Source organism: Haemophilus sp. HN_Hi10, assembly GCF_049821985.1.
GTDB classification, from domain to species: Bacteria; Pseudomonadota; Gammaproteobacteria; order Enterobacterales; family Pasteurellaceae; genus Haemophilus; species Haemophilus influenzae_D.
On sequence record NZ_CP187495.1, the window covers coordinates 794,988 to 817,640 of the forward strand.

10 protein-coding genes, 4 tRNA genes, 4 rRNA genes and 1 pseudogene are annotated in these 22,653 nt (G+C 40.4%); 13 read left to right on the plus strand and 6 right to left on the minus strand.

Annotation, left to right across the window (positions count from 1 at the left end; translation table 11 throughout):
• Positions 1-38: 38 nt before the first annotated feature.
• Positions 39-2,387 (minus strand): ribonuclease R, encoded by a 2,349-nt coding sequence (gene rnr, locus ACPT8Q_RS04035; protein WP_050948975.1) that lies wholly within the window; start codon positions 2,385-2,387, stop codon positions 39-41.
• Positions 2,388-2,559: 172 nt separating this feature from the next.
• Here rnr and ACPT8Q_RS04040 point away from each other — a divergent pair, with 172 nt between their 5' ends.
• Both ACPT8Q_RS04040 and ACPT8Q_RS04045 read left to right on the plus strand, forming a co-directional pair.
• The gene (locus ACPT8Q_RS04040; protein ID WP_425622310.1) at positions 2,560-3,975 is read left to right on the plus strand and encodes a YadA-like family protein; all 1,416 of its coding nucleotides are present in this window, start codon (positions 2,560-2,562) and stop codon (positions 3,973-3,975) included.
• Between the two features lie 219 nt (positions 3,976-4,194).
• Positions 4,195-5,459: pseudogene (locus tag ACPT8Q_RS04045) on the plus strand (glutathionylspermidine synthase family protein).
• 14 nt (positions 5,460-5,473) lie between these two features.
• Here ACPT8Q_RS04045 and brnQ read toward each other — a convergent pair.
• Complete coding sequence (gene brnQ, locus ACPT8Q_RS04050) at positions 5,474-6,784, minus strand: branched-chain amino acid transport system II carrier protein (RefSeq protein ID WP_050948976.1); 1,311 nt, start codon at positions 6,782-6,784, stop codon at positions 5,474-5,476.
• A gap of 189 nt (positions 6,785-6,973) precedes the next feature.
• Here brnQ and nhaA point away from each other — a divergent pair, with 189 nt between their 5' ends.
• Positions 6,974-8,176 (plus strand): Na+/H+ antiporter NhaA, encoded by a 1,203-nt coding sequence (gene nhaA, locus ACPT8Q_RS04055; RefSeq protein WP_050948982.1) that lies wholly within the window; start codon positions 6,974-6,976, stop codon positions 8,174-8,176.
• Between the two features lie 126 nt (positions 8,177-8,302).
• Here the strand turns inward: nhaA and ACPT8Q_RS04060 are convergent, their stop codons facing one another.
• From ACPT8Q_RS04060 to guaB, 3 genes are all read right to left on the minus strand, one after another.
• Positions 8,303-9,793, minus strand: a complete 1,491-nt coding sequence (locus ACPT8Q_RS04060; protein ID WP_050948977.1) for a YadA-like family protein — start codon at positions 9,791-9,793, stop codon at positions 8,303-8,305.
• 471 nt (positions 9,794-10,264) lie between these two features.
• Positions 10,265-11,836, minus strand: coding sequence for a glutamine-hydrolyzing GMP synthase (gene guaA, locus ACPT8Q_RS04065; protein WP_050948978.1), 1,572 nt, complete (start codon positions 11,834-11,836; stop codon positions 10,265-10,267).
• A gap of 109 nt (positions 11,837-11,945) precedes the next feature.
• Positions 11,946-13,412: an IMP dehydrogenase gene (gene guaB / locus ACPT8Q_RS04070; protein ID WP_050948979.1), complete on the minus strand. Its 1,467-nt coding sequence runs from the start codon at positions 13,410-13,412 to the stop codon at positions 11,946-11,948.
• Between the two features lie 129 nt (positions 13,413-13,541).
• Between guaB and birA the strand changes: the two genes are divergently transcribed.
• From birA to psiE, 10 genes are all read left to right on the plus strand, one after another.
• Entirely contained in the window at positions 13,542-14,447 is a 906-nt protein-coding gene (gene birA / locus ACPT8Q_RS04075) for a bifunctional biotin--[acetyl-CoA-carboxylase] ligase/biotin operon repressor BirA (RefSeq protein WP_050948980.1), read from the plus strand.
• Positions 14,448-14,802: 355 nt separating this feature from the next.
• Positions 14,803-16,341, plus strand: a 16S ribosomal RNA gene (locus tag ACPT8Q_RS04080).
• 79 nt (positions 16,342-16,420) lie between these two features.
• A tRNA-Ile gene (locus tag ACPT8Q_RS04085) sits at positions 16,421-16,497 on the plus strand.
• Between the two features lie 85 nt (positions 16,498-16,582).
• A tRNA-Ala gene (locus tag ACPT8Q_RS04090) sits at positions 16,583-16,658 on the plus strand.
• 421 nt (positions 16,659-17,079) lie between these two features.
• Positions 17,080-19,977: ribosomal RNA gene (locus ACPT8Q_RS04095) — 23S ribosomal RNA — on the plus strand.
• Positions 19,978-20,129: 152 nt separating this feature from the next.
• Positions 20,130-20,245, plus strand: a 5S ribosomal RNA gene (gene rrf, locus ACPT8Q_RS04100).
• A gap of 48 nt (positions 20,246-20,293) precedes the next feature.
• Positions 20,294-20,409: ribosomal RNA gene (gene rrf, locus ACPT8Q_RS04105) — 5S ribosomal RNA — on the plus strand.
• The 16S, 23S and 5S rRNA genes sit together here with 4 tRNA genes alongside, the layout of an rRNA operon.
• A gap of 12 nt (positions 20,410-20,421) precedes the next feature.
• Positions 20,422-20,498 (plus strand) — tRNA-Asp (locus tag ACPT8Q_RS04110).
• A 31-nt stretch (positions 20,499-20,529) separates the two neighbouring features.
• Positions 20,530-20,605, plus strand: a tRNA-Trp gene (locus tag ACPT8Q_RS04115).
• A gap of 295 nt (positions 20,606-20,900) precedes the next feature.
• The gene (gene psiE / locus ACPT8Q_RS04120; protein ID WP_050949039.1) at positions 20,901-21,293 is read left to right on the plus strand and encodes a phosphate-starvation-inducible protein PsiE; all 393 of its coding nucleotides are present in this window, start codon (positions 20,901-20,903) and stop codon (positions 21,291-21,293) included.
• 63 nt (positions 21,294-21,356) lie between these two features.
• Here the strand turns inward: psiE and ACPT8Q_RS04125 are convergent, their stop codons facing one another.
• Complete coding sequence (locus ACPT8Q_RS04125) at positions 21,357-22,643, minus strand: heme biosynthesis protein HemY (RefSeq protein WP_050847087.1); 1,287 nt, start codon at positions 22,641-22,643, stop codon at positions 21,357-21,359.
• Between the last annotated feature and the right edge of the window lie 10 nt (positions 22,644-22,653).

Below are 22,653 nucleotides of genomic sequence, written 5' to 3' on the forward strand. Positions count from 1 at the left end.
ATTTGAATTTTTAATTCATTCTTAAAATAGGAAGTGAATTATTTTCGTTTTCTAGATGTTTTCTTAGAAACTTCTTTCTTTTTTACCGCACTTTTTCGTTTCTGGGATGTTTTAGACGGTAGTTCTTTAAAGACTTTCTTGGCTTTTTCTTTCGCGGTTTTTCCAGCACGACGAGGCTTACGTTCACTCCCCATCAGCGAGAAATCGACCATTTTATTTTCTAAATGTACCGCTTCAACTTTGATGCGAACTTTATCGCCTAAGCGATATTGCATTCCGCTATTTTCGCCAATTAAACGCTGTTTTGTTGCATCGAATTGGTAATAATCGTTTTCTAAAGTCGAAATATGGACTAAACCATCGATGAATAAATCATCTAAGCGTATAAATAAACCAAATCCCGTCACAGATGAAATAACACCGCTAAATTCTTCGCCAATATGATCTTGCATATATTCACATTTTAGCCAATCTGCCACTTCACGAGTGGCGTCGTCAGCACGGCGTTCCGTCATTGAACAATGATTGCCAAGTAAATCCATTTCATCAAAAGAGTAATGATAACCGCCAGTATCCGTTGTTTTACGTTTTGCGCCTTGTTCTTTAGCGAGTAAATATTTGATGCCTCGATGAAGTGTTAAGTCTGGATAACGGCGAATTGGCGAAGTAAAGTGTGCATACTCTTCCAAAGCCAAACCAAAGTGTCCAATATTGTCAGCATGATAGACAGCTTGGCTTAAAGAGCGGAGCAACATTGTTTGAATAAGTTCGTGATCTGGTCGTTCTTTAACTTTTTCTAAGAGAGCCGCATAGTCTTTTGTGGTTGGTTTTAATCCGCCTTCTAAAGTTAAACCAAACTCACTTAAGAAAGTGCGGAAAGATGTTAATTTTTCTTCGCTCGGGATGGAATGAATACGATATAACGCTGGCTCTTTATGTTTTTCCATAAAATTGGCTGCTGCGATATTCGCAAGAATCATACATTCCTCAATGATTTTGTGGGCATCGTTACGAACAACGGGTTCAATACGCTCAATTCTCCCCATTGCATTAAAAATAAACTTAGTTTCAATGGTTTCAAAATCGATCGCACCACGTTGTTTTCGGGCATTGAGTAATGCTTTATAGAGATGATGCAATTCTTCTAAATGTGGAATAAGTCCTTGATAACGAGTGCGTAATTCTTCATCGCCTTCAAGCATTTTGGCTACTTTGGTATAAGTGAGGCGGGCGTGAGAATTCATCACCGCTTCATAAAAGCGATAATCTGTGAGCTTACCTTTGGCTGAAATTTGCATCTCACACACCATACACAAACGATCCACTTGAGGGTTAAGAGAGCATAAACCGTTTGATAAAATTTCAGGTAGCATGGGTACAACTCGGTTTGGAAAATAGACCGAGTTACCACGATTATGCGCTTCTACATCCAAAGCGGAACGTAAACGTACGTAATAACTGACATCCGCAATCGCTACCCAAAGTTTCCAGCCTTTGCCATGTTTTTCACAATAAACAGCATCATCAAAATCCCGCGCATCTTCGCCATCAATGGTAACAAGCGGTAAATGACGTAAATCCACACGACCTTTTTTGGCTTCTTCTGGGACTTCTTCAGTGAATTTTTTTACGTATTTTTCCACCGCACTTGGAAACTTATGGGGAATATCGTGGTTACGCAAGGCGATTTCCACTTCCATTCCTTTCGCCATATTATCGCCTAGGATTTCAGTAATTACGCCAATTGGCTGGTTAAAACTAGCAGAGCGTTCTTGCAATTCGACAACCACAACTTGCCCCATTCGTGCGCCATTACGATGTTCATTTGGCACGAGAATATCACGACCAATTCTGCTGTCATCAGGCACCACATAGCTGAAACCGTTTTCTAAGAAAAAGCGACCCACAATTTGTTTTTTACGGCTTTCTAATACGCGCACAATTCGCACTTCACGGCGACCACGACGATCTAATCCAGCAGGTTGCGCTAAGACAAAATCTCCATGCATGACTCTTTGCATTTGATGGTTTGGAATGAATAAATCATCCTTTTTGCCATCGACCTGTAAAAAACCAAAACCCTCGCGATGACCAATTACCGTGCCTTTAAATAAATCTAATTTTTCTGGTAAGGCATAGCGTTTACGTTTGGTGAACACTAATTGCCCATCATTTTCCATCGCGCGTAATCGGCGACGCATCGCCTCTATTTGATCTTCATTTCGAATGGAAAGTGCGGTCAAAATTTCATCCCGATTCATCGGTGCATTATTGCCTCGAATAACGCTTAAAATAAATTCACGGCTCGGGATTGGATTGCCGTATTTTTCCAATTCTCGTTTGTAATGAGGATCTTGGTTGATTAAGTTTTTACGTTTTTTTGTCATTATTTTTTACAGTTTTAAAAAGTGCGGAGAGTTTGACACTGTAAGGGGGATAATGCAAGATGGGGGAGGTTTATTTATCAGTAAAACCAATGAACTTTTTCAATGTGCAAATAAACACCTATTTTTCTTTTTTATTTTTTGTTAAAGTTTCAAACCCTTAATTATTATTTATTTGACAAAAGGAACAATATTATGGCAATCATTAAGCAAGCAAAAGCAAAATAGTCTAACCCGCCTTTCTTTAATCACTCTACTTATTTCCACATCTTTTTATTCTGTTCAGTCTTTTTCACAAGATCTAAAATGGATCGCTACTTATGGTACGGTGCCGGGCGATGGTGGATATAATGTTGCCATTGGAGATGGTAGTAAAGTAACTAATTCTACAGAAAGTGGAGCTAAACCATCCATTGGAGCAGTTGCTATCGGTGGAGATACTCACGTAAAAAGCATAGGTTCTTTAGCTATAGGCTATGGGGCTAAATCTGGATCAGATGGTCAAAAAGGAAAATTTAGTACTGCTATTGGTATAAATTCTAATTCAGAAAAGGGAGGTGTTGCAGTTGGTCATTATGCTGAAGCTTTCGCGTATAGGTCTATTGCAATTGGTTCTTTATCTACAAGTAAAGATGGAGACTATTCGATAGCTTTTGGTGTACATAGCTTGGTGGAAAAATTAGAAAAAGGTAAAAATAACAATAAAATCGGCAAAAATATTGATGTTAATGTAAGTGGAACTATGAAAAAAATTGACATGGCTCACGATAGTGAGAAGAATTTAATTGATAAATATGGTCAAACTTACGGTGCGATGGCATTAGGATTTAAATCTTCTTCACACAATCTTTTTGCCAGTTCATTTGGGGCGTTTTCTACAGCCACAGCTATTGAAAGTCTAGCAGTAGGCGACAGCAGCCAATCAACGGGCTACTGCAGTGCTACTTTTGGCAGTCACAGTAGGGCTTTGGCAGAAGAAAGTTTGGCATTAGGTTATGAAACTCGGGCAAATGCTTATGGTTCTGTTGCTTTAGGTGCAGAGTCTGTGGCGAATGAAGAAAATACCGTATCAGTGGGTTCTGATACATTGAAACGGAAAATCGTCAATGTCGCCGATGGCACAGAAGATTATGATGCAGTAAATGTCCGTCAATTAAATGCAGTAGAAGCTAAAATTGGTCAAGTGAATAATCAATTTACACAAGTTGATACCTGTTTAAATCGAACAGATTTACGTATTAATCGCGTTGGTGCAAGTGCGGCGGCGTTGGCTTCATTAAAACCTGCACAATTAGGCGAAGATGATAAATTTGCGTTGTCTTTGGGTGTTGGAAGTTATAAAAATGCGCAGGCTATGGCAATGGGTGCGGTGTTTAAGCTCGCTGAAAATGTGTTGCTTAATGTAGCAGGGAGTTTTTCTGGTTCGGAAAAAACCTTTGGAGCAGGTGTTTCTTGGAAATTCGGTAACAAATCAAAACCTGCAGTTTCAACACAAAGTGCGGTCAATTCTGCGGAAGTTTTGCAATTGAGACAAGAAGTATCAGCAATGCAAAAAGAACTGGCTGAATTGAAAAAAGCATTAAGGAAATAATCTTGAAACTAAGTGATTAAGGGCGTGATATACGCCCTTTTTTATTAGATATATTTAAATTTTACTAACTGTAGTGCTTTTATCAAGGAGTAAAAAGGAGATTATAATTGTCGTTAAAAATATTTTAAGTATAAAAATCGCAGTAAATTTTTTATTCATTTCCGTAATAAAAATAAAGGATCTATACTATTTACATTTATTTTTTACTCGGAAGATACTATGTCAGAACGTTCAGCCAATATTATTACCCACGATCCTTTTGGTAGCTTACTTGGATATGCGCCTGGTGGAGTGGCAATTTATTCTTCAGATTACAATACTGCAGATGATAAAGAGTTCCCGAATGATGCGGCATTTCGGAGTTATCTAGGGCGAGAATATATGGGCTATAAATGGCAGTGTGTGGAATTTGCGCGTCGTTATTTATATCTCAATCACGGTGTTGTATTTGCCGATGTTGGTATGGCGTACGAGATCTTTTCTTTACGTTTTTTACGCCAAGTAGTAAATGATGCCTCGTTTACGACTTTCTTGGCAAAATCGCCGTTATCAAACGATTATTGGTCGTTTAGATTTTTGTATGAGTGAACGAGGTTTGAAAGTTTATGAATATAATACAGATTCAGCCTCTTGCCATGCTGAAGCAGGCGATATTATGAATCGTTGGGCAAAACAAGCTGGTGGCGTATTGGGGGAAAATCCGTCCGATGGCTTGCGTAATGCGTTAGCGGATTGTTGGCAACATAGCCAAGCTTCAAAATTAGTTCATATTTTACAAGATCACGATGATGAAGAAGATTATCACGCGATGTTTATGCAACAAGCATTAGTGCAAGCAGGTTTTCAAGCTAAAATTATTCACGGCACAGGAGGATTGCATTGGGATAATCGAGGTCAATTAATTGATGATGAAAATAATCAAGTTCAAACTGTTTGGAAAACTTGGGCGTGGGAAACAATGTTGGAACAGCTTCGTGAAGATACAACAGGAATGGAAGTGGCTCCGCCTATTCGCACAGGTTATCCTGAAGATAAAGTGCGGTTAATTGATGTACTACTTCGTCCAGAAGTGTTGGTTTATGAACCACTTTGGACGGCAATTCCAAGTAATAAGGCGATTTTTGCCTGTGCTTTGGTCTTTATTCCCTAATCATCGTTATTTGTTAGAGGCAAGTTTTCATCTCACGCCAAATTTAATTCAAAATGGCTATGCGCAAAAACCAATTGCAGGTCGTCGGGGAGATAATGTTAAACTTATTGGCGAAAATAATGCCACTTTAGGTGTCACAGAGGGTAAATTTGGCAAACAAGAAAACATTTATCAACAACTTTGGTGTTTACCACAAGTGGAAGATCAATATTTGCAAGTTTGTACTTTTACTGTTGGAGGACATTATGGTGGCACTTGCCTACGTTCTGATTCGAGTCGAGTGATTGTAGGCAATAGTGATATGCAACCCTTGAGAGTGTTGAAAGATAAATAAAACACTTTGTGATATTAAGAATGGGTTTTACGCAGTGCTTTTCCAATAAAAATGCTTGCAACTAACATTGCTAAAGTCGGAACCAACCAAGCCATTCCTTCAGATGAAAGAGGGAAGTGTTTCAATAATGAATTGATGCTTTCTGGTAACATTTTAACGTTATTTAAGCTGTCACATAAACTAAAACAAACAGTTACGATTAATGTGCTATTGTATGTAAATTTTATTGATGGAAGGTTTTTGCGTAAGAATTGCAATAAAACAAGCACAATGGCTACCGGATAAATTAATAACAAAGCAGGGATCGTAATGCGAAGTAAATCAGTCAATCCATATTGTGAAACTGTGATTGTTATCGTGGTAAAAAGGGCGATCCAAAATGGATAGGAAAAGCGAGAGGAAAATTTTGCAAAATAATCAGCAGATGCGCTAGTTACACCAACAAGTGTTGTTAAGCTCGCTAACACAATAATACCTGCCATAATCCAAATGCCAGCCTGTCCAAATAATACATTTACATAGCGAGAAAAAATTTGTCCACCATTCGTTGTCCCTTCTGCAACTGCAGCACTGGTTGCACCTAGATAGAAAAGAGAAAAATATAAACCGGCGAGTAAAATGACAGAAACAAATCCTGCTGAAATGGTGTATTTCACAATATCTTTGGTTTTTGTCACATTTTTCGCTGATAATGCTCGGGCGACAATTCCACCGAAAGCGATGGCTGCGAGTACGTCCATGGTTTGATAGCCGCTAGTTAAACCGATTAATAAAGAATGGCTATTTTCATAAGCATTACTTGGTGCTTGAATTTCAGATAAAGGCGAAATAAATACGGTAATTGCCACAGCAATAAGTAACACTAATAAAGCGGGTGTCATAAATTTCCCCACGCTTGAAATGATCGTATTTGGGCTAATCATAAAGCCCATAGCGATTAAGTTAAAAATTAGTGAGAATACAAAACGAACATTCGCATTATCTTCTGCTAAGCCTAAAGGTAACCACGCCATTTCATAAGCAACATTAGTGATGCGGGGCATTGCAAAGGTAGAGCCAATGGTTAAATAAAGTATAACAAGGAAACCTGTGCCAGCCCATTTTGGTAAATCTTTAGTAAGTTCTTCGCCACGACCTAAAATCGCGACCACAACAAGCGTAATAAATGGCATTAAAACGCCAGTTAAAACAAAGCCTAAGGAAGCACTCTCCCAATGTTGTCCTGCGGAAAGTCCCTCCATAGGCGGAAAAATGATATTACCCGCACCTAAAAATAAGGCGAAGATCATCATTCCTAAAATAATAATATCTTTACGTGAAAACATAGTTTTTTAATTCTAAAAATAAAAGGACTGCATTCTACTACAAAGTAGATAAAATCCCTATTGCGTAAAATTAAAAATGTGAATTTTGTCACAGTATATGGCATTTTATCGACAATTCGCTAAAAATCCCGACAAAATCTACCGCACTTTTTCCTTTAACTTCGAAAATATGCTAGGATGGCTTCCTTTGTGAATTTTTTGCTATTTATTTTTAAAGGGGTTTATGTGATAAAACTGATCCAACGTTTTTTTAAATTAGAATCTGCTGGTGGTATATTATTGCTTTTTTCAGCTGTTGTTGCGATGTTGCTGGCTAATTCGCCGTTAAGCAACCAATATAATGATTTTTTAAATTTGCCTGTAAGTTTACAAATTGGTAGTTTTTCAATTAATAAAACCTTAATTCACTGGATTAACGATGGTTTTATGGCAGTATTTTTTGTATTAGTGGGAATGGAAGTCAAAAAAGAATTATTTGAAGGCGCACTTTCTACCTATCAACAAGCTATTTTCCCTGCTATTGCAGCTATTGGCGGAATGGTTATACCGGCTGTAGTTTATTGGTTTATCGCTAAACAAGATCCAAGTTTAGCTAATGGCTGGGCAATTCCAATGGCAACAGACATTGCTTTTGTGCTAGGAATTATGGCGTTATTGAGTAAACAAGTGCCACTTCCTCTGAAAATATTTTTACTTGCCCTTGCTATTATTGATGACCTCGGTGCGATAGTTGTTATTGCATTATTTTTCTCGCACGGATTGAGTGTACAAGCACTAATTTTTTCTGCCGTGGCAATTATTGCGCTGATATTACTAAATCGTTTCAAAGTTTCCGCACTTTGCGCTTATATGGTTGTAGGTGCAATTTTATGGGCTTCTGTATTAAAATCTGGTGTGCATGCTACTTTAGCTGGCGTTATTATTGGTTTTAGCATTCCATTGAAAGGTAAAAAAGGAGAACGCCCATTAGATGATTTCGAGCATATTTTAGCCTCTTGGTCATCTTTCGTTATTTTACCGCTCTTTGCATTTGCCAATGCTGGTGTGAGTTTTGCAGGAATAGATGTGAATATGATTTCATCGCCATTATTATTGGCTATAGCAAGCGGTTTAATTATTGGTAAACCTATCGGTGTTTTCGGATTTAGTTATATTTCTGTTAAATTGGGATTAGCTAAATTACCAGATGGAATTAATTTTAAACAAATTTTTGCCGTTGCGGTTTTATGTGGAATCGGTTTTACGATGTCAATGTTCTTAGCAAGCCTTGCTTTTGATGCTAATGCGGGAGAAAGTGTCAATACCCTTTCTCGTTTAGGTATTCTACTTGGATCAACGGTTTCGGCAATACTTGGTTATTTATTCTTAAAACAAACAACCAAAATAAATTAATTCTTCATAAAATTTGCGAAAAAAATTGCACTGCAAAGAGAATTGTTTCTATTGCAGTGCAAGTATTGAATAAACCTCTCACAATTAATTAGCACACAAGAAATGTGTGCCGTTATTTGTTCGTGATTACCACTTCCAGCCCACGCCACCTGATGTACCAATATCGCCTCGAGAATTGATGGAAGCATTGAATTTCACCACTACTTTCCCTTTTTTCAAGGCAGTAGAGTAGCCTGCAGCCACTGCACTTTCCCCTTTAAATGAACCCACTCCCAAACCAAAAATTGACTCGCCTGCAGCTTGTACGGTTGGCACTCCTGCCATTGCATTACTGCCTGCAATACCACTACGATATTCGGCTGTCATTTTATTCAAGCGTTTATCTAATTGACGGAACTGATTATCGACTTTTTCAAATTGACGAGCACTCTCCACTCCTCCTGATGCTACTTTAGCTTCTATTGCTTTTAATTGAGCCACGTTTACTGCATCGGTGTCTTTTGTCCCTGCAGCAAGGTTGTTTAACTGGCGAGTAATGCCTTTTTCTGCATTCCCTACAGAAACTGCTGAAGCGGTTGAAATCCAAGACCCTGCCTCTTTGCCAATGGTTTCTCGTGCTTTCATTAAGTCATTTCTAGCCTTTTCCCAAGAATTAGATTCTTCAGTATAAGTATTGGCTAAATTTTGTGATTGTTTATCTAATTCCTTACGTTCATTACGAAGTTGTTTATATGTATTGATAATTTCATTTTTTTGAGAAGTCAGTTCTGTTTTTTCTTCTTCAGAAATGCTAGTTTTTTTCAACGAATTATTAACTGTATTGAATTTATCGACAGCTCTAAGTTGTGCTTTTTCATTTTCAACCCGTTTATCTTCAATTTCATAATAGGCTGAACGTATTGAAAGCATTGCTTTTTCGGCAGTTTCTACGGTTTCTCTTGTCACTGTAAAATTTTGATAAGCCTTTTTAGCTTCATCGGTTTCCAATAAATCATTCGCTGTTTTATTACCCATTGAGTTATATCCTACAACGCCCTCATTAACATCAGTTTTGGCATAGCTGCCTAATGCTACACCATCCATTTTATCTGCTTCACTATCTCGCCCTAATGCTAATGAACCTTCTTTATTTGCTGAAGCTCGAGAACCTAATGCAGATGAAAAATGCCCTTTTGCTCTGCTTGCTATACCTAATGATAAACTGTGTGTGCCGTATGCTTCAGCCCCTGCCCCATATGCGGTGGTATGATAACCAAAGCCTTTTGCATTACTACCAATTACTGTTGAATAATTAAATCGATTGCTGGCTTCAGGTTTGATAAGTTCAGCATATGTCTTGTTGCTTTCTAATTTAAAGTCACTTTCGTAAATAGATGTTGGTTTTTCGCCTGTAGTTTGTTTTTGTTTACCAATATAAGCGCCAAATCCCATAGCAACGCTATCTTGCCCTAAAACTTCTGTAAATTGTCCGATTGCGATTGAGTCAGAATTCAACGCTTTGGCAGCATAACCTAACGCCATTGATAATTCAGCGGTGTAATTAGTTTTTAGATCTGTAGAATTTACTAGTATTGGATTATATTCTGGCGTTACTTGTGAATTGATACCGATTGCCATACCGCCACCAGCCCTATTTACATAAGCTTTATCACCATAAAAGTTTTCTTTGTTGTTTATTGTTCGCGATACGGCTTTATGATCATAATTTTCATTTGGTACCCAGTTGAAGTAATAATAGCCATTAGAATCTTGAGATTTGTCTGAGGTATCTTGAACTGTTGGAGCAGCTGTTACGATGGAGGGATAAATGAAAGAAAAGATTAGACAAGATAAATAGGAATATCTTAAATTAGTTTGTTTGTAATAGCATAATTTAGTCTCTTAATAAAGAAGTTAAAAGGCTTTTCAGTTTACACCTAATGTATTTAAAATACGACCATTTTTTGAGCTTTTTCTGAACATTTTTCCTTTCTAATTTTTTCTTTAACAATAAATTACATTCAAAATGCTGATTTTCGGTAAAATTAATAAATAAAGGCACGTGAAGAAAACGTGCCTTTAGTCTTGTTCAAGATTTAAAAAGCGAATTTATTCCCATTCGATCGTTGCTGGTGGTTTTCCGCTGATGTCGTACACGACGCGGGAAATACCATTCACTTCGTTGATGATACGGTTAGACACTTTGCCTAATAAATCATAAGGCAAATGTGCCCAATGTGCGGTCATAAAATCGATGGTTTCTACCGCACGTAGTGAGATAACCCAATCGTATTTACGCCCATCGCCCATTACACCTACAGATTTCACTGGTAAGAATACGCTGAAGGCTTGGCTGGTTTTTTCATACCAACCGCTGTTGCGTAATTCTTCGATAAAGATTGCATCGGCACGGCGTAATAAATCGCAGTATTCTTTTTTCACTTCGCCTAATACACGCACGCCTAAACCTGGACCAGGGAATGGGTGGCGGTTGATCATTTCAGCTGGTAAGCCTAATGCTAGACCGATTTTACGTACTTCATCTTTAAACAATTCACGTAATGGTTCCACTAAGCCAAGTTTCATATAGTCTGGCAAGCCACCTACATTGTGGTGTGATTTAATCACATGTGCTTTGCCTGTTTTGCTTGCTGCAGATTCGATGACATCAGGATAAATCGTACCTTGTGCCAACCATTTCACATTAGTGAGTTTTTTCGATTCATCATCGAACACATCAACGAAAACTTTACCGATAATTTTACGTTTCGCTTCAGGATCTGATACCCCTGCAAGTTCGCCTAGGAAGCGGCTTTCTGCATCAACACGAGTGATGTTTAAACCGAATTTATCGCCAAACATTTCCATTACTTGGTCGCCTTCGTGTAAGCGAAGCAAACCATTATCCACAAATACGCAGTGTAATTTTTTGCCGATAGCACGGTGTAAAAGTAATGCAACAACAGAAGAGTCCACACCACCAGATAAGCCTAAAATCACTTCATCATCGCCTACTTGCTCTTTAATACGAGCAACGGCATCTTCGATAATGTTTTCAGCTGTCCATTTGGTTTCGCAACCACAGATGTTTACTACGAAGTTGGTTAATAATTCCAAGCCTTTTTTAGTATGCGTTACTTCAGGGTGGAACTGCACACCGTAGAAATGACGGCTTTCATCAGACATTGCCGCAATTGGGCAGGTTGGAGTCGTGCCTGTCACTTTGAAGTTTTCTGGTAAACGCGTTACTTTATCGCCATGGCTCATCCAAACGTCTAATTTTGGCTCAGAAGCGGTCAAATTATCGTTAAGATTTGCAAAAAGTGCGGTTGAATTTTCAAGTGAAACGGAAGCATAGCCGAACTCTCGGTGGTCAGACGTTTCGGTTAAACCGCCAAGTTGCATTGCCATCGTTTGCATTCCATAGCAAACGCCGAGCACCGGCACGCCTGCGTTAAACACATATTCAGGCGCACGCGGGCTGTTTTCTTCAGTTGTGCTTTCAGGGCTGCCTGAAAGAATGATTCCCGTTGGATTAAATTCACGGATTTGTTCTTCTGTTACATCCCACGCCCAAAGTTCGCAGTACACACCGATTTCACGCACACGACGTGCAATCAGTTGAGTATATTGTGAACCGAAGTCGAGGATCAGGATTTTGTGATTGTGGATGTTTGTCATTTATAATGCTCTTATTATTGATAGTGTGGACGGTTAATTTCCTCTAAAACTTTGCAAAAACCAACCGCACTTTAAACAGCAAAAGGCAGGCTAAAGCCCACCTTAAAGATTACCCCATACGATAGTTCGGTGCTTCTTTAGTAATAGCAACATCGTGAACGTGGCTTTCTTTAATGCCTGCACCACTAATGCGAACAAATTCCGCTTTGGTGCGTAGTTCATCAATAGTTGCACAGCCCGTTAAGCCCATGCAAGAACGTAAGCCACCCATTTGTTGGTGGATGATTTCTTTTAAGTAACCTTTATATGGAATACGGCCTTCGATACCTTCTGGTACGAGTTTATCTGCCGCGTTATCCGATTGGAAATAACGATCTGATGAGCCTTTCGCCATCGCACCTAATGAACCCATACCACGGTAAGATTTAAATGCACGACCTTGGTAAAGTTCGATTTCGCCCGGTGCTTCTTCAGTACCAGCAAGCATTGAGCCAACCATTACACAGCTTGCGCCTGCAGCGATGGCTTTTGCAATATCACCAGAGAAACGGATACCACCGTCAGCAATAACTGGAATACCACGATCTTTTAATGCCGCAGCAGCATCTGCGATAGCTGTGATTTGTGGCACGCCTACACCGGTTACGATACGTGTGGTGCAAATTGAACCAGGACCAATACCTACTTTCACTGCACTAGCTCCTGCATCTGCTAATGCGATTGCACCTTCAGCCGTTGCTACGTTACCCGCAACGATAGGTAAGTTTGGATATTTCGCTCGAGTTTCACGAACGCGTTGTAATACGCCTTCTGAGTGACCGTGAGAAGAATCAATTAACAGTACATCTACGCCTGCTTTCACTAATGCATCAATACGTTCTTCATTGCCAGCACCTGCGCCAACCGCAGCACCAACACGTAAACGACCAAATTCATCTTTACACGCATTTGGTTTTTGTTCTGCTTTTTGGAAGTCTTTAACGGTAATCATTCCTTTCAGTTTAAAGCTGTCATTGACCATCAATACTTTTTCAACACGATGTTGGTGCATTAATGCTAAGATTTCTTCGCGAGTTGCCCCTTCTTTTACCGTTACTAAGCGGTCTTTTTTTGTCATTACTTGCGAAACGGTTTGATGTAAATCTTTTACGAAACGAGTGTCACGCCCAGTGATGATACCGATTAAGTTATTTTCGCCATCTACAACAGGGTAGCCTGCGAAGCCGTTTTTATTTACTAATTCCGCTAATTCAGCAAGGGTTAAATCTGGCGAAACAGTGACAGGTTCAGAAACGATACCACTTTCGAATTTTTTCACTTTACGAACACGATCCGCTTGGCGTTCAATGGTCATATTTTTGTGGATAAAGCCAATGCCACCTTCTTGCGCTAAAGAGATTGCAAGTTTGGTTTCAGTTACGGTATCCATTGCCGCTGAAAGCATAGGAATATTCAAAGTAATTTCTTTAGTGAGTTTGGTTGAAAGATTGGCTGTATTTGGAAGTACTGTTGAATGTGCTGGGACGAGTAGAACATCGTCAAAAGTAAGGGCTTCTTGTTTAATGCGTAATGACATTGCAATATTCTCGCTAAGTTGAAGTTAAAAAATATTGCGACGAGATTATACAGATTTCACTTTATTTTGAAAACGAAATTTTAGGATTTATGCTATGATTTTCATACTATTTGCCATAAGGAATGAATGATGAATTTTACGTTATTGACATATTTAGCGGATTGTCAGCCAAAAGTGCGGTCTGAATTGGAAAAGTTTTCTAAAAATCTGGAGGCAGATATTCAACAATTACGTGAAATCGGTTTGGATATTCTTGTTGATGGGCAAGATTATCGCTTAGTGCCAATGCTTCCTTTATTAAATCCTCAGCAAATTTCAACCGCACTTTTTCCTTATGGTATCTATTATCAGCCGATAATTTCCTCTACAAATGAATGGATACTACAAAATATATCTTCCTTAAAAAAAGGGGATCTTTGCGTGGCTGAATATCAAACGGTGGGGCGTGGTCGGCGTGGTCGTCAATGGCTATCGCCTTTTGCCGGGCAAATTATGTTTAGCTTTTATTGGACATTTGATCCTAAAAAATCAATTGAGGGATTAAGTTTAATTATTGGTTTGGCGATTGCTGAAGTGCTAAAGGTGCAAGTGAAATGGCCAAATGATATTTTGTTTAATGGAAGAAAGTTGGGCGGAATTTTGGTTGAAATCGCTAACCATAAAAATGGTATGCTCAATTTAGTGATTGGCGTAGGTATTAATGTGTTGTTGCCAAAACAAACGGAAATTAGTCAGCCTTATGCGGAAGTATCTGAAATTGATCCTGATGCAGATCGCCAAATTTTGTTACCAAAACTTATTCAACATTTATACAAACGGTTAAATACCTTTGAGCAAAATGGTATTAATGCGGAATTTCAGCAAGCATGGCAATCATATAATGCGTTTTCAAATAATGAAGTAAATGTGCTGACTGAACAAGGTGTTATTTCAGGCATTGAACAAGGCATAGATGAACGTGGTTATTTAAAAGTGTTATGTGGTAATAAAATTCAGATGTTTAATGGTGGAGAAGTTTCATTGCGTAAGAAATAATAGCAATAAAAGTTTGACTATTCTAACCGCACTTTTAATGAAATGTTTATATTTCCATCAAAAGATCATTTTTTTAAATATTTTTACAAAAAGTACTTGCAAGGGTTTTTAAAATCCCTATAATGCACCGCACACAACGACGCACTGTTGTGAAGTTTTTTAAGTTTCCAAGTGCGTCGTTCTTTTTTGCTCTTTAACAATATATCAGACAATCTGTGTGGGCACTTGTTGATTGACTTGTTTTAAAAATATTTTTTAATTTTGAAGTCTTAATAGGTGCTTAACTGAAAATTCATAATTACTTTTTTAAGTAGTGTTTATTTATAGCTAAGCAGTATATTGAGCGATTGAACTTGAATTGAAGAGTTTGATCATGGCTCAGATTGAACGCTGGCGGCAGGCTTAACACATGCAAGTCGAACGGTAGCAGGAGGAAGCTTGCTTTCTTGCTGACGAGTGGCGGACGGGTGAGTAATGCTTGGGAATCTGGCTTATGGAGGGGGATAACGACGGGAAACTGTCGCTAATACCGCGTAGAATCGGAAGATGAAAGTGCGGGACTGTAAGGCCGCATGCCATAGGATGAGCCCAAGTGGGATTAGGTAGTTGGTGGGGTAAAGGCCTACCAAGCCTGCGATCTCTAGCTGGTCTGAGAGGATGACCAGCCACACTGGAACTGAGACACGGTCCAGACTCCTACGGGAGGCAGCAGTGGGGAATATTGCGCAATGGGGGAACCCTGACGCAGCCATGCCGCGTGAATGAAGAAGGCCTTCGGGTTGTAAAGTTCTTTCGGTATTGAGGAAGGTTGATGTGTTAATAGTACATCAAATTGACGTTAAATACAGAAGAAGCACCGGCTAACTCCGTGCCAGCAGCCGCGGTAATACGGAGGGTGCGAGCGTTAATCGGAATAACTGGGCGTAAAGGGCACGCAGGCGGTTATTTAAGTGAGGTGTGAAAGCCCCGGGCTTAACCTGGGAATAGCATTTCAGACTGGGTAACTAGAGTACTTTAGGGAGGGGTAGAATTCCACGTGTAGCGGTGAAATGCGTAGAGATGTGGAGGAATACCGAAGGCGAAGGCAGCCCCTTGGGAATGTACTGACGCTCATGTGCGAAAGCGTGGGGAGCAAACAGGATTAGATACCCTGGTAGTCCACGCTGTAAACGCTGTCGATTTGGGGGTTGGGGTTTAACTCTGGCGCCCGTAGCTAACGTGATAAATCGACCGCCTGGGGAGTACGGCCGCAAGGTTAAAACTCAAATGAATTGACGGGGGCCCGCACAAGCGGTGGAGCATGTGGTTTAATTCGATGCAACGCGAAGAACCTTACCTACTCTTGACATCCAACGAATCCGATAGAGATATTGGAGTGCCTTCGGGAACGTTGAGACAGGTGCTGCATGGCTGTCGTCAGCTCGTGTTGTGAAATGTTGGGTTAAGTCCCGCAACGAGCGCAACCCTTATCCTTTGTTGCCAGCGATACGGTCGGGAACTCAAAGGAGACTGCCAGTGATAAACTGGAGGAAGGTGGGGATGACGTCAAGTCATCATGGCCCTTACGAGTAGGGCTACACACGTGCTACAATGGCGTATACAGAGGGAAGCGAAGCTGCGAGGTGGAGCGAATCTCATAAAGTACGTCTAAGTCCGGATTGGAGTCTGCAACTCGACTCCATGAAGTCGGAATCGCTAGTAATCGCGAATCAGAATGTCGCGGTGAATACGTTCCCGGGCCTTGTACACACCGCCCGTCACACCATGGGAGTGGGTTGTACCAGAAGTAGATAGCTTAACCTTTAGGAGGGCGTTTACCACGGTATGATTCATGACTGGGGTGAAGTCGTAACAAGGTAACCGTAGGGGAACCTGCGGTTGGATCACCTCCTTACCAAAGACGAGAGACAGCGAGTGCTCACACAGATTGGCTGATAATTGTAGACAAATGAGCAGGAGAAAACATTACCCTTGGGTCTGTAGCTCAGGTGGTTAGAGCGCACCCCTGATAAGGGTGAGGTCGGTGGTTCAAGTCCACTCAGACCCACCACTCTGAGAGTGAGTGAAGCGAAAGGTGTAGTGTAAATAAATAATAACTAAAAGGTAAATAATTAGTTATTAAATTATGATGAAATGGGGATATAGCTCAGCTGGGAGAGCGCCTGCCTTGCACGCAGGAGGTCAGCGGTTCGATCCCGCTTATCTCCACCACTTATCATCGTTAAGTAAATTAGAAAAAGATAAATTAATAATGTATTAAGGTAGTGATTAAACTATTTTAAATATTAGGTTATTTTATTCTTAGTTTTAAGTTTAATTTTAAATTTAATTTTAATTTTAATTTTAATTTTTTTTAGTTTATTTAACGATGATAACTGAAAAGTTTTATCAACTGTTCTTTAAAAAATTGGAAACAAGCTGAAAACAAGAGATTTTCGAGAGAAAGTCTGAGTAGGCAAGATAGGAAAGTGAAAGAGAGAACTGAAAAGGAAACTCTAAAAACAAAACCTGTTTTGCATAAAATCTTGATTGAACAAAAGCAATCAAGTGTTTAGTTGAATGAAGATACGCATCAAATTGACCGCACTTTGAAGTGAAAACTTAAAGTGATTGAAAACATTTGAGGTTGTATAGTTAAGTGACTAAGCGTACAAGGTGGATGCCTTGGCAATCAGAGGCGAAGAAGGACGTGCTAATCTGCGAAAAGCTTGGATGAGTCGATAAGAGGCGTTTAATCCAAGATATCCGAATGGGGAAACCCAGTAGATGAAGAATCTACTATTAACAAGTGAATTCATAGCTTGTTGAGGCAAACCGGGAGAACTGAAACATCTAAGTACCCCGAGGAAAAGAAATCAACCGAGATTTCGTCAGTAGCGGCGAGCGAAAGCGAAAGAGCCAGTAAGTGATAGCAGTATAGTTAGGAGAATGTGTTGGGAAACACAATCAAAGAGGGTGATAATCCCGTATCTAAAAACCATATTGTGGTACTAAGCTAACGAGAAGTAGGGCGGGACACGTGATATCCTGTTTGAAGAAGGGGGACCATCCTCCAAGGCTAAATACTCCTGATTGACCGATAGTGAACCAGTACTGTGAAGGAAAGGCGAAAAGAACCCCGGTGAGGGGAGTGAAATAGAACCTGAAACCTTGTACGTACAAGCAGTGGGAGCCTGAAAGGGTGACTGCGTACCTTTTGTATAATGGGTCAGCGACTTATATTTTGTAGCGAGGTTAACCGAATAGGGGAGCCGAAGGGAAACCGAGTCTTAACTGGGCGAAGAGTTGCAAGGTATAGACCCGAAACCCGGTGATCTAGCCATGGGCAGGTTGAAGGTTGGGTAACACTAACTGGAGGACCGAACCGACTAATGTTGAAAAATTAGCGGATGACTTGTGGCTGGGGGTGAAAGGCCAATCAAACCGGGAGATAGCTGGTTCTCCCCGAAATCTATTTAGGTAGAGCCTTGAGGTGACACCTTTGGGGGTAGAGCACTGTTTCGGCTAGGGGTCCATCCCGGATTACCAACCCGATGCAAACTACGAATACCAAAGAGTGATACTCAGGAGACACACGGCGGGTGCTAACGTCCGTCGTGGAGAGGGAAACAACCCAGACCGCCAGCTAAGGTCCCCAAGTCTATATTAAGTGGGAAACGAAGTGGGAAGGCTTAGACAGCTAGGATGTTGGCTTAGAAGCAGCCATCATTTAAAGAAAGCGTAATAGCTCACTAGTCGAGTCGGCCTGCGCGGAAGATGTAACGGGGCTGAAATATAGCACCGAAGCTGCGGCATCAGACGAAAGTCTGTTGGGTAGGGGAGCGTTCTGTAAGCGGATGAAGGTTAATCGAGAGGTTAGCTGGACGTATCAGAAGTGCGAATGCTGACATAAGTAACGATAAAACGGGTGAAAAACCCGTTCGCCGGAAGACCAAGGGTTCCTGTCCAACGTTAATCGGGGCAGGGTGAGTCGGCCCCTAAGGCGAGGCTGAAAAGCGTAGTCGATGGGAAACAGGTTAATATTCCTGTACTTGGTAAAGCTGCGATGTGGGGACGGAGTAGGTTAGGTTATCGCACTGTTGGATATGTGCGTTTAAGTTGGTAGGTGGGAAGTTTAGGCAAATCCGGACTTCTATTAAACACTGAGAGATGATGACGAGGCTCTAAGGAGCTGAAGTAACTGATACCACACTTCCAGGAAAAGCCACTAAGCGACAGGCTTTACTAAACCGTACTGAAAACCGACACAGGTGGTCAGGTAGAGAATACTCAGGCGCTTGAGAGAACTCGGGTGAAGGAACTAGGCAAAATAGCACCGTAACTTCGGGAGAAGGTGCGCCGGCGTAGATTGTAGAGATTTACTCTCGAAGGTTGAACCGGTCGAAGATACCAGCTGGCTGCAACTGTTTATTAAAAACACAGCACTCTGCAAACACGAAAGTGGAGGTATAGGGTGTGATGCCTGCCCGGTGCTGGAAGGTTAATTGATGGTGTAATCGAAAGAGAAGCACCTGATCGAAGCCCCAGTAAACGGCGGCCGTAACTATAACGGTCCTAAGGTAGCGAAATTCCTTGTCGGGTAAGTTCCGACCTGCACGAATGGCATAATGATGGCCAGGCTGTCTCCACCCGAGACTCAGTGAAATTGAAATCGCCGTGAAGATGCGGTGTACCCGCGGCTAGACGGAAAGACCCCGTGAACCTTTACTATAGCTTGACACTGAACATTGAATTTTGATGTGTAGGATAGGTGGGAGACTTAGAAGTAGTCACGCCAGTGATTATGGAGTCATCCTTGAAATACCACCCTTTAACGTTTGATGTTCTAACGAAGATTGCGGAACGTGGTCTCGGACAGTGTCTGGTGGGTAGTTTGACTGGGGCGGTCTCCTCCCAAAGCGTAACGGAGGAGCACGAAGGTTTGCTAATCACGGTCGGACATCGTGAGGTTAGTGCAATGGTATAAGCAAGCTTAACTGCGAGACAGACAAGTCGAGCAGGTACGAAAGTAGGTCATAGTGATCCGGTGGTTCTGAATGGAAGGGCCATCGCTCAACGGATAAAAGGTACTCCGGGGATAACAGGCTGATACCGCCCAAGAGTTCATATCGACGGCGGTGTTTGGCACCTCGATGTCGGCTCATCACATCCTGGGGCTGAAGTAGGTCCCAAGGGTATGGCTGTTCGCCATTTAAAGTGGTACGCGAGCTGGGTTTAGAACGTCGTGAGACAGTTCGGTCCCTATCTGCCGTGGGCGTAGGAGAATTGGTTGGGGCTGCTCCTAGTACGAGAGGACCGGAGTGGACGCACCACTGGTGTTCCGGTTGTGTCGCCAGACGCATTGCCGGGTAGCTAAGTGCGGAAGAGATAAGTGCTGAAAGCATCTAAGCACGAAACTTGCCAAGAGATGAGTTCTCCCTGTCTTTAAGACAGTAAGGGTTGTTTAAGACGAAGACGTAGATAGGTCTGGTGTGTAAGTGATGTGAGTCATTGAGCTAACAGATACTAATTGCCCGAGAGGCTTAACTATACAACGCTCAAGTGTTTTTGGGAAAAGAGCGAAAGAGAAGAGAAATTAACTAAACTAAACTAACTATTCAGCTTGTTGCCGATAAGAAGAGAGACGAAAAAAGTGAAGTCGTAAAAGAGAAGAAACAAAGAGAGAAGTTATCAAAGAATTATCCCGGCGGCGATAGTGCGGTGGAACCACCTGAGACCATACCGAACTCAGAAGTGAAACGCTGTAATGCCGATGGTAGTGTGGGGTTTCCCCATGTGAGAGTAGGGCACCGCCGGGTTTTATTTTTTTAGTTTATTCATTGAGTAAATTAAAAAAATAAAGAATCTTTGGCAGAGATAGTGCAATAGGTCCACCTGATACCATACCGAACTCAGAAGTGAAATGTTGTAACGCTGATGGTAGTGTGGGGTTTCCCCATGTGAGAGTAAGGCACTGCCAATTGTCATTTTTAGCGGAGTGGTAGTTCAGCTGGTTAGAATACCTGCCTGTCACGCAGGGGGTCGCGGGTTCGAGTCCCGTCCATTCCGCCAATTATTTATATCATAATTTATCTATACCAATAGGGGCGTAGTTCAATTGGTAGAGCACCGGTCTCCAAAACCGGGTGTTGGGAGTTCGAGCCTCTCCGCCCCTGCCATTAAAAAGCCTATCATTTTCAATAATTTACTACATTGTAAAAATTTTCTTGTGAGAAATCATTCTCTTCGTGTGGCGTAAATGTGACATTTATTCATAAACTTTATTATGTGATCGCATTTAAATGCGTAGGAATATAATAATTTCTAATAATTAATTTTGTTTAATATTATAAGTAATAGTTTTTTGAACATTATTTTTAAATAATTTTGACCAGTTTTATAATTTTACATTAGAGTACGAGTCTTAATTTTGTTGTAAGGAATAAAAATGGAAGAGTCCCAGAATTAGAAAAATTGCCACGAATCATTACTGATGTATTGAAAATTGTGCTTTGTGCAGCGTTGATTGCGCTAGCGATTGTGCTTATTATTGCCCTTGTAAAAATAACTTATACTTTATCTATGATGGTGCTTAACACTTCGTCTGTTGTACCTTATGATGTTGCTGAACAAGCAGTAATGTTTTTCTTATATTTCGGGTTTATTGGTTTGATTGTGCAGTATTTTAAAAGCGGATATCACTTCCCTTTACGCTATTTTATTTATGCTGGGATCACTGCGATGTTGCGTTTAATCATTGTTAATCATGAAAGCTCGGTGGATACCATCTTATTTGCAGGAGCAATTTTGATTATGGTGATCGCACTCTGTTTGGTGTTATATTCTAATAAACTGAAAAATATATAGTTTTAGATTCAAAACAACAAAAAACGCACTTCAATTGAAGTGCGTTTTGTCTTTTAAGTTGAGTTACTCAGATTTGCTTTCTAAAAGTGCGGTTGAATTTTCTTCTGTTTTTTCTTCCGCACTTTCTGGCACAACATCTTGAATTGCCATCACTGATTTCAAACTCTCTTGGCGAACTTGCTCAGCTAACGCTTTATCGCCTGCTTGTTCAAATACATAGGATGCCATCATCAAATCATTTGGCTCTAACTGTTCAGGGCAAGCCATCACGTTTTTGAATACATCTGCTGCTTTAACAAATTCATTGTTACGAACATATAAATAACCCAAAGCACGATTGATACAGCATTTTTGTTTTTCATCCGCACGTTTTGCACGTTTTTCTATTAGCTTGAGAAGCTTGCTGTTATCTTCTGGTTGTAAACGTGTAATTTGAGTACAAAGAGGTAAACTGATTGCTGTATTGTTACTGAGTTTTTTCAGTATTTCAAATGTCAATTCAGTAGCTGATTCATGATCATTACAGTCAATTAAACGTTGAATAAGGCTAATTTTAAGTTCAATATTGCTACGGCGATGACGAGGTTGCTGACTCCACCAAGTTAGCAAGCCATCAATTCCTTCTTCGTTCATTTTCTCGTCGAGTAAACCATTTTCGGTTTTAGAGCGAAGATCTTTGAGTTCTTCATCATTGAATAAACCGCTATTCTCAACATTATCCAAAATTTTATCTAGAGCTTGATAGGCTTTAGAACGAAGATAAATATCTACCGCGAGTTTTAATACTTCTTTATTACGACGAGCCATTTCTAATAAGCTATCTACAGAACTGCGCGCTGCAGGTAATTTATTTTGTTGCAATAAAATGCGAGTACGGGCAATTTCCACGAGCAAATTATCAGAACCTGCTAATTCTGTTGCTTCAATTAAATAGCGATTTGCACTAAATTCGTCGCCACGTTGTTGAGCGGCTTCGGCTGCTTTGATTAGGTTTAGTACAGGTTCAGCAGAATGTTTAGCATTTTTGCCAATTAATTTTTCTGCTTTAGCATAATCCCCTTCATTCATTTTTACCAGGCCTTCAAGGGTTTGTTTTTGTGCTTTTACACGTTTTCGATTAGAAAACCATTGATAAGAGCTACGACTTAAACGAAAGAAACGAGTGATGCCCCATTCAAAAGCATAAATTATCGCTAAAGAAATAATGAAAAAAATCACTAAGGTAGTGATGGACATTTCTATAATACGATTTGCTGTCTCAATGCGCACATAACCTTGCTGACCAGAAATATAAGGCCCAGCTACAAGTCCTACAAGCAATGTCAGCATTAAAAAAAGCACTCTAAACATAGACTTATCC

What these genes read in the sequence shown, in the direction of transcription:
- rnr (WP_050948975.1), bottom strand. Translation starts at nt 2,387, where the DNA reads ATGACAAAAAAACGTAAAAACTTAATCAACCAAGATCCTCATTACAAA.
- brnQ (WP_050948976.1), bottom strand. Translation starts at nt 6,784, where the DNA reads ATGTTTTCACGTAAAGATATTATTATTTTAGGAATGATGATCTTCGCC.
- ACPT8Q_RS04060 (WP_050948977.1), bottom strand. Translation starts at nt 9,793, where the DNA reads ATGGCAATCGGTATCAATTCACAAGTAACGCCAGAATATAATCCAATA.
- guaA (WP_050948978.1), bottom strand. Translation starts at nt 11,836, where the DNA reads ATGACAAACATCCACAATCACAAAATCCTGATCCTCGACTTCGGTTCA.
- guaB (WP_050948979.1), bottom strand. Translation starts at nt 13,412, where the DNA reads ATGTCATTACGCATTAAACAAGAAGCCCTTACTTTTGACGATGTTCTA.
- birA (WP_050948980.1), top strand. Translation starts at nt 13,542, where the DNA reads ATGAATTTTACGTTATTGACATATTTAGCGGATTGTCAGCCAAAAGTG.
- ACPT8Q_RS04125 (WP_050847087.1), bottom strand. Translation starts at nt 22,643, where the DNA reads ATGTTTAGAGTGCTTTTTTTAATGCTGACATTGCTTGTAGGACTTGTA.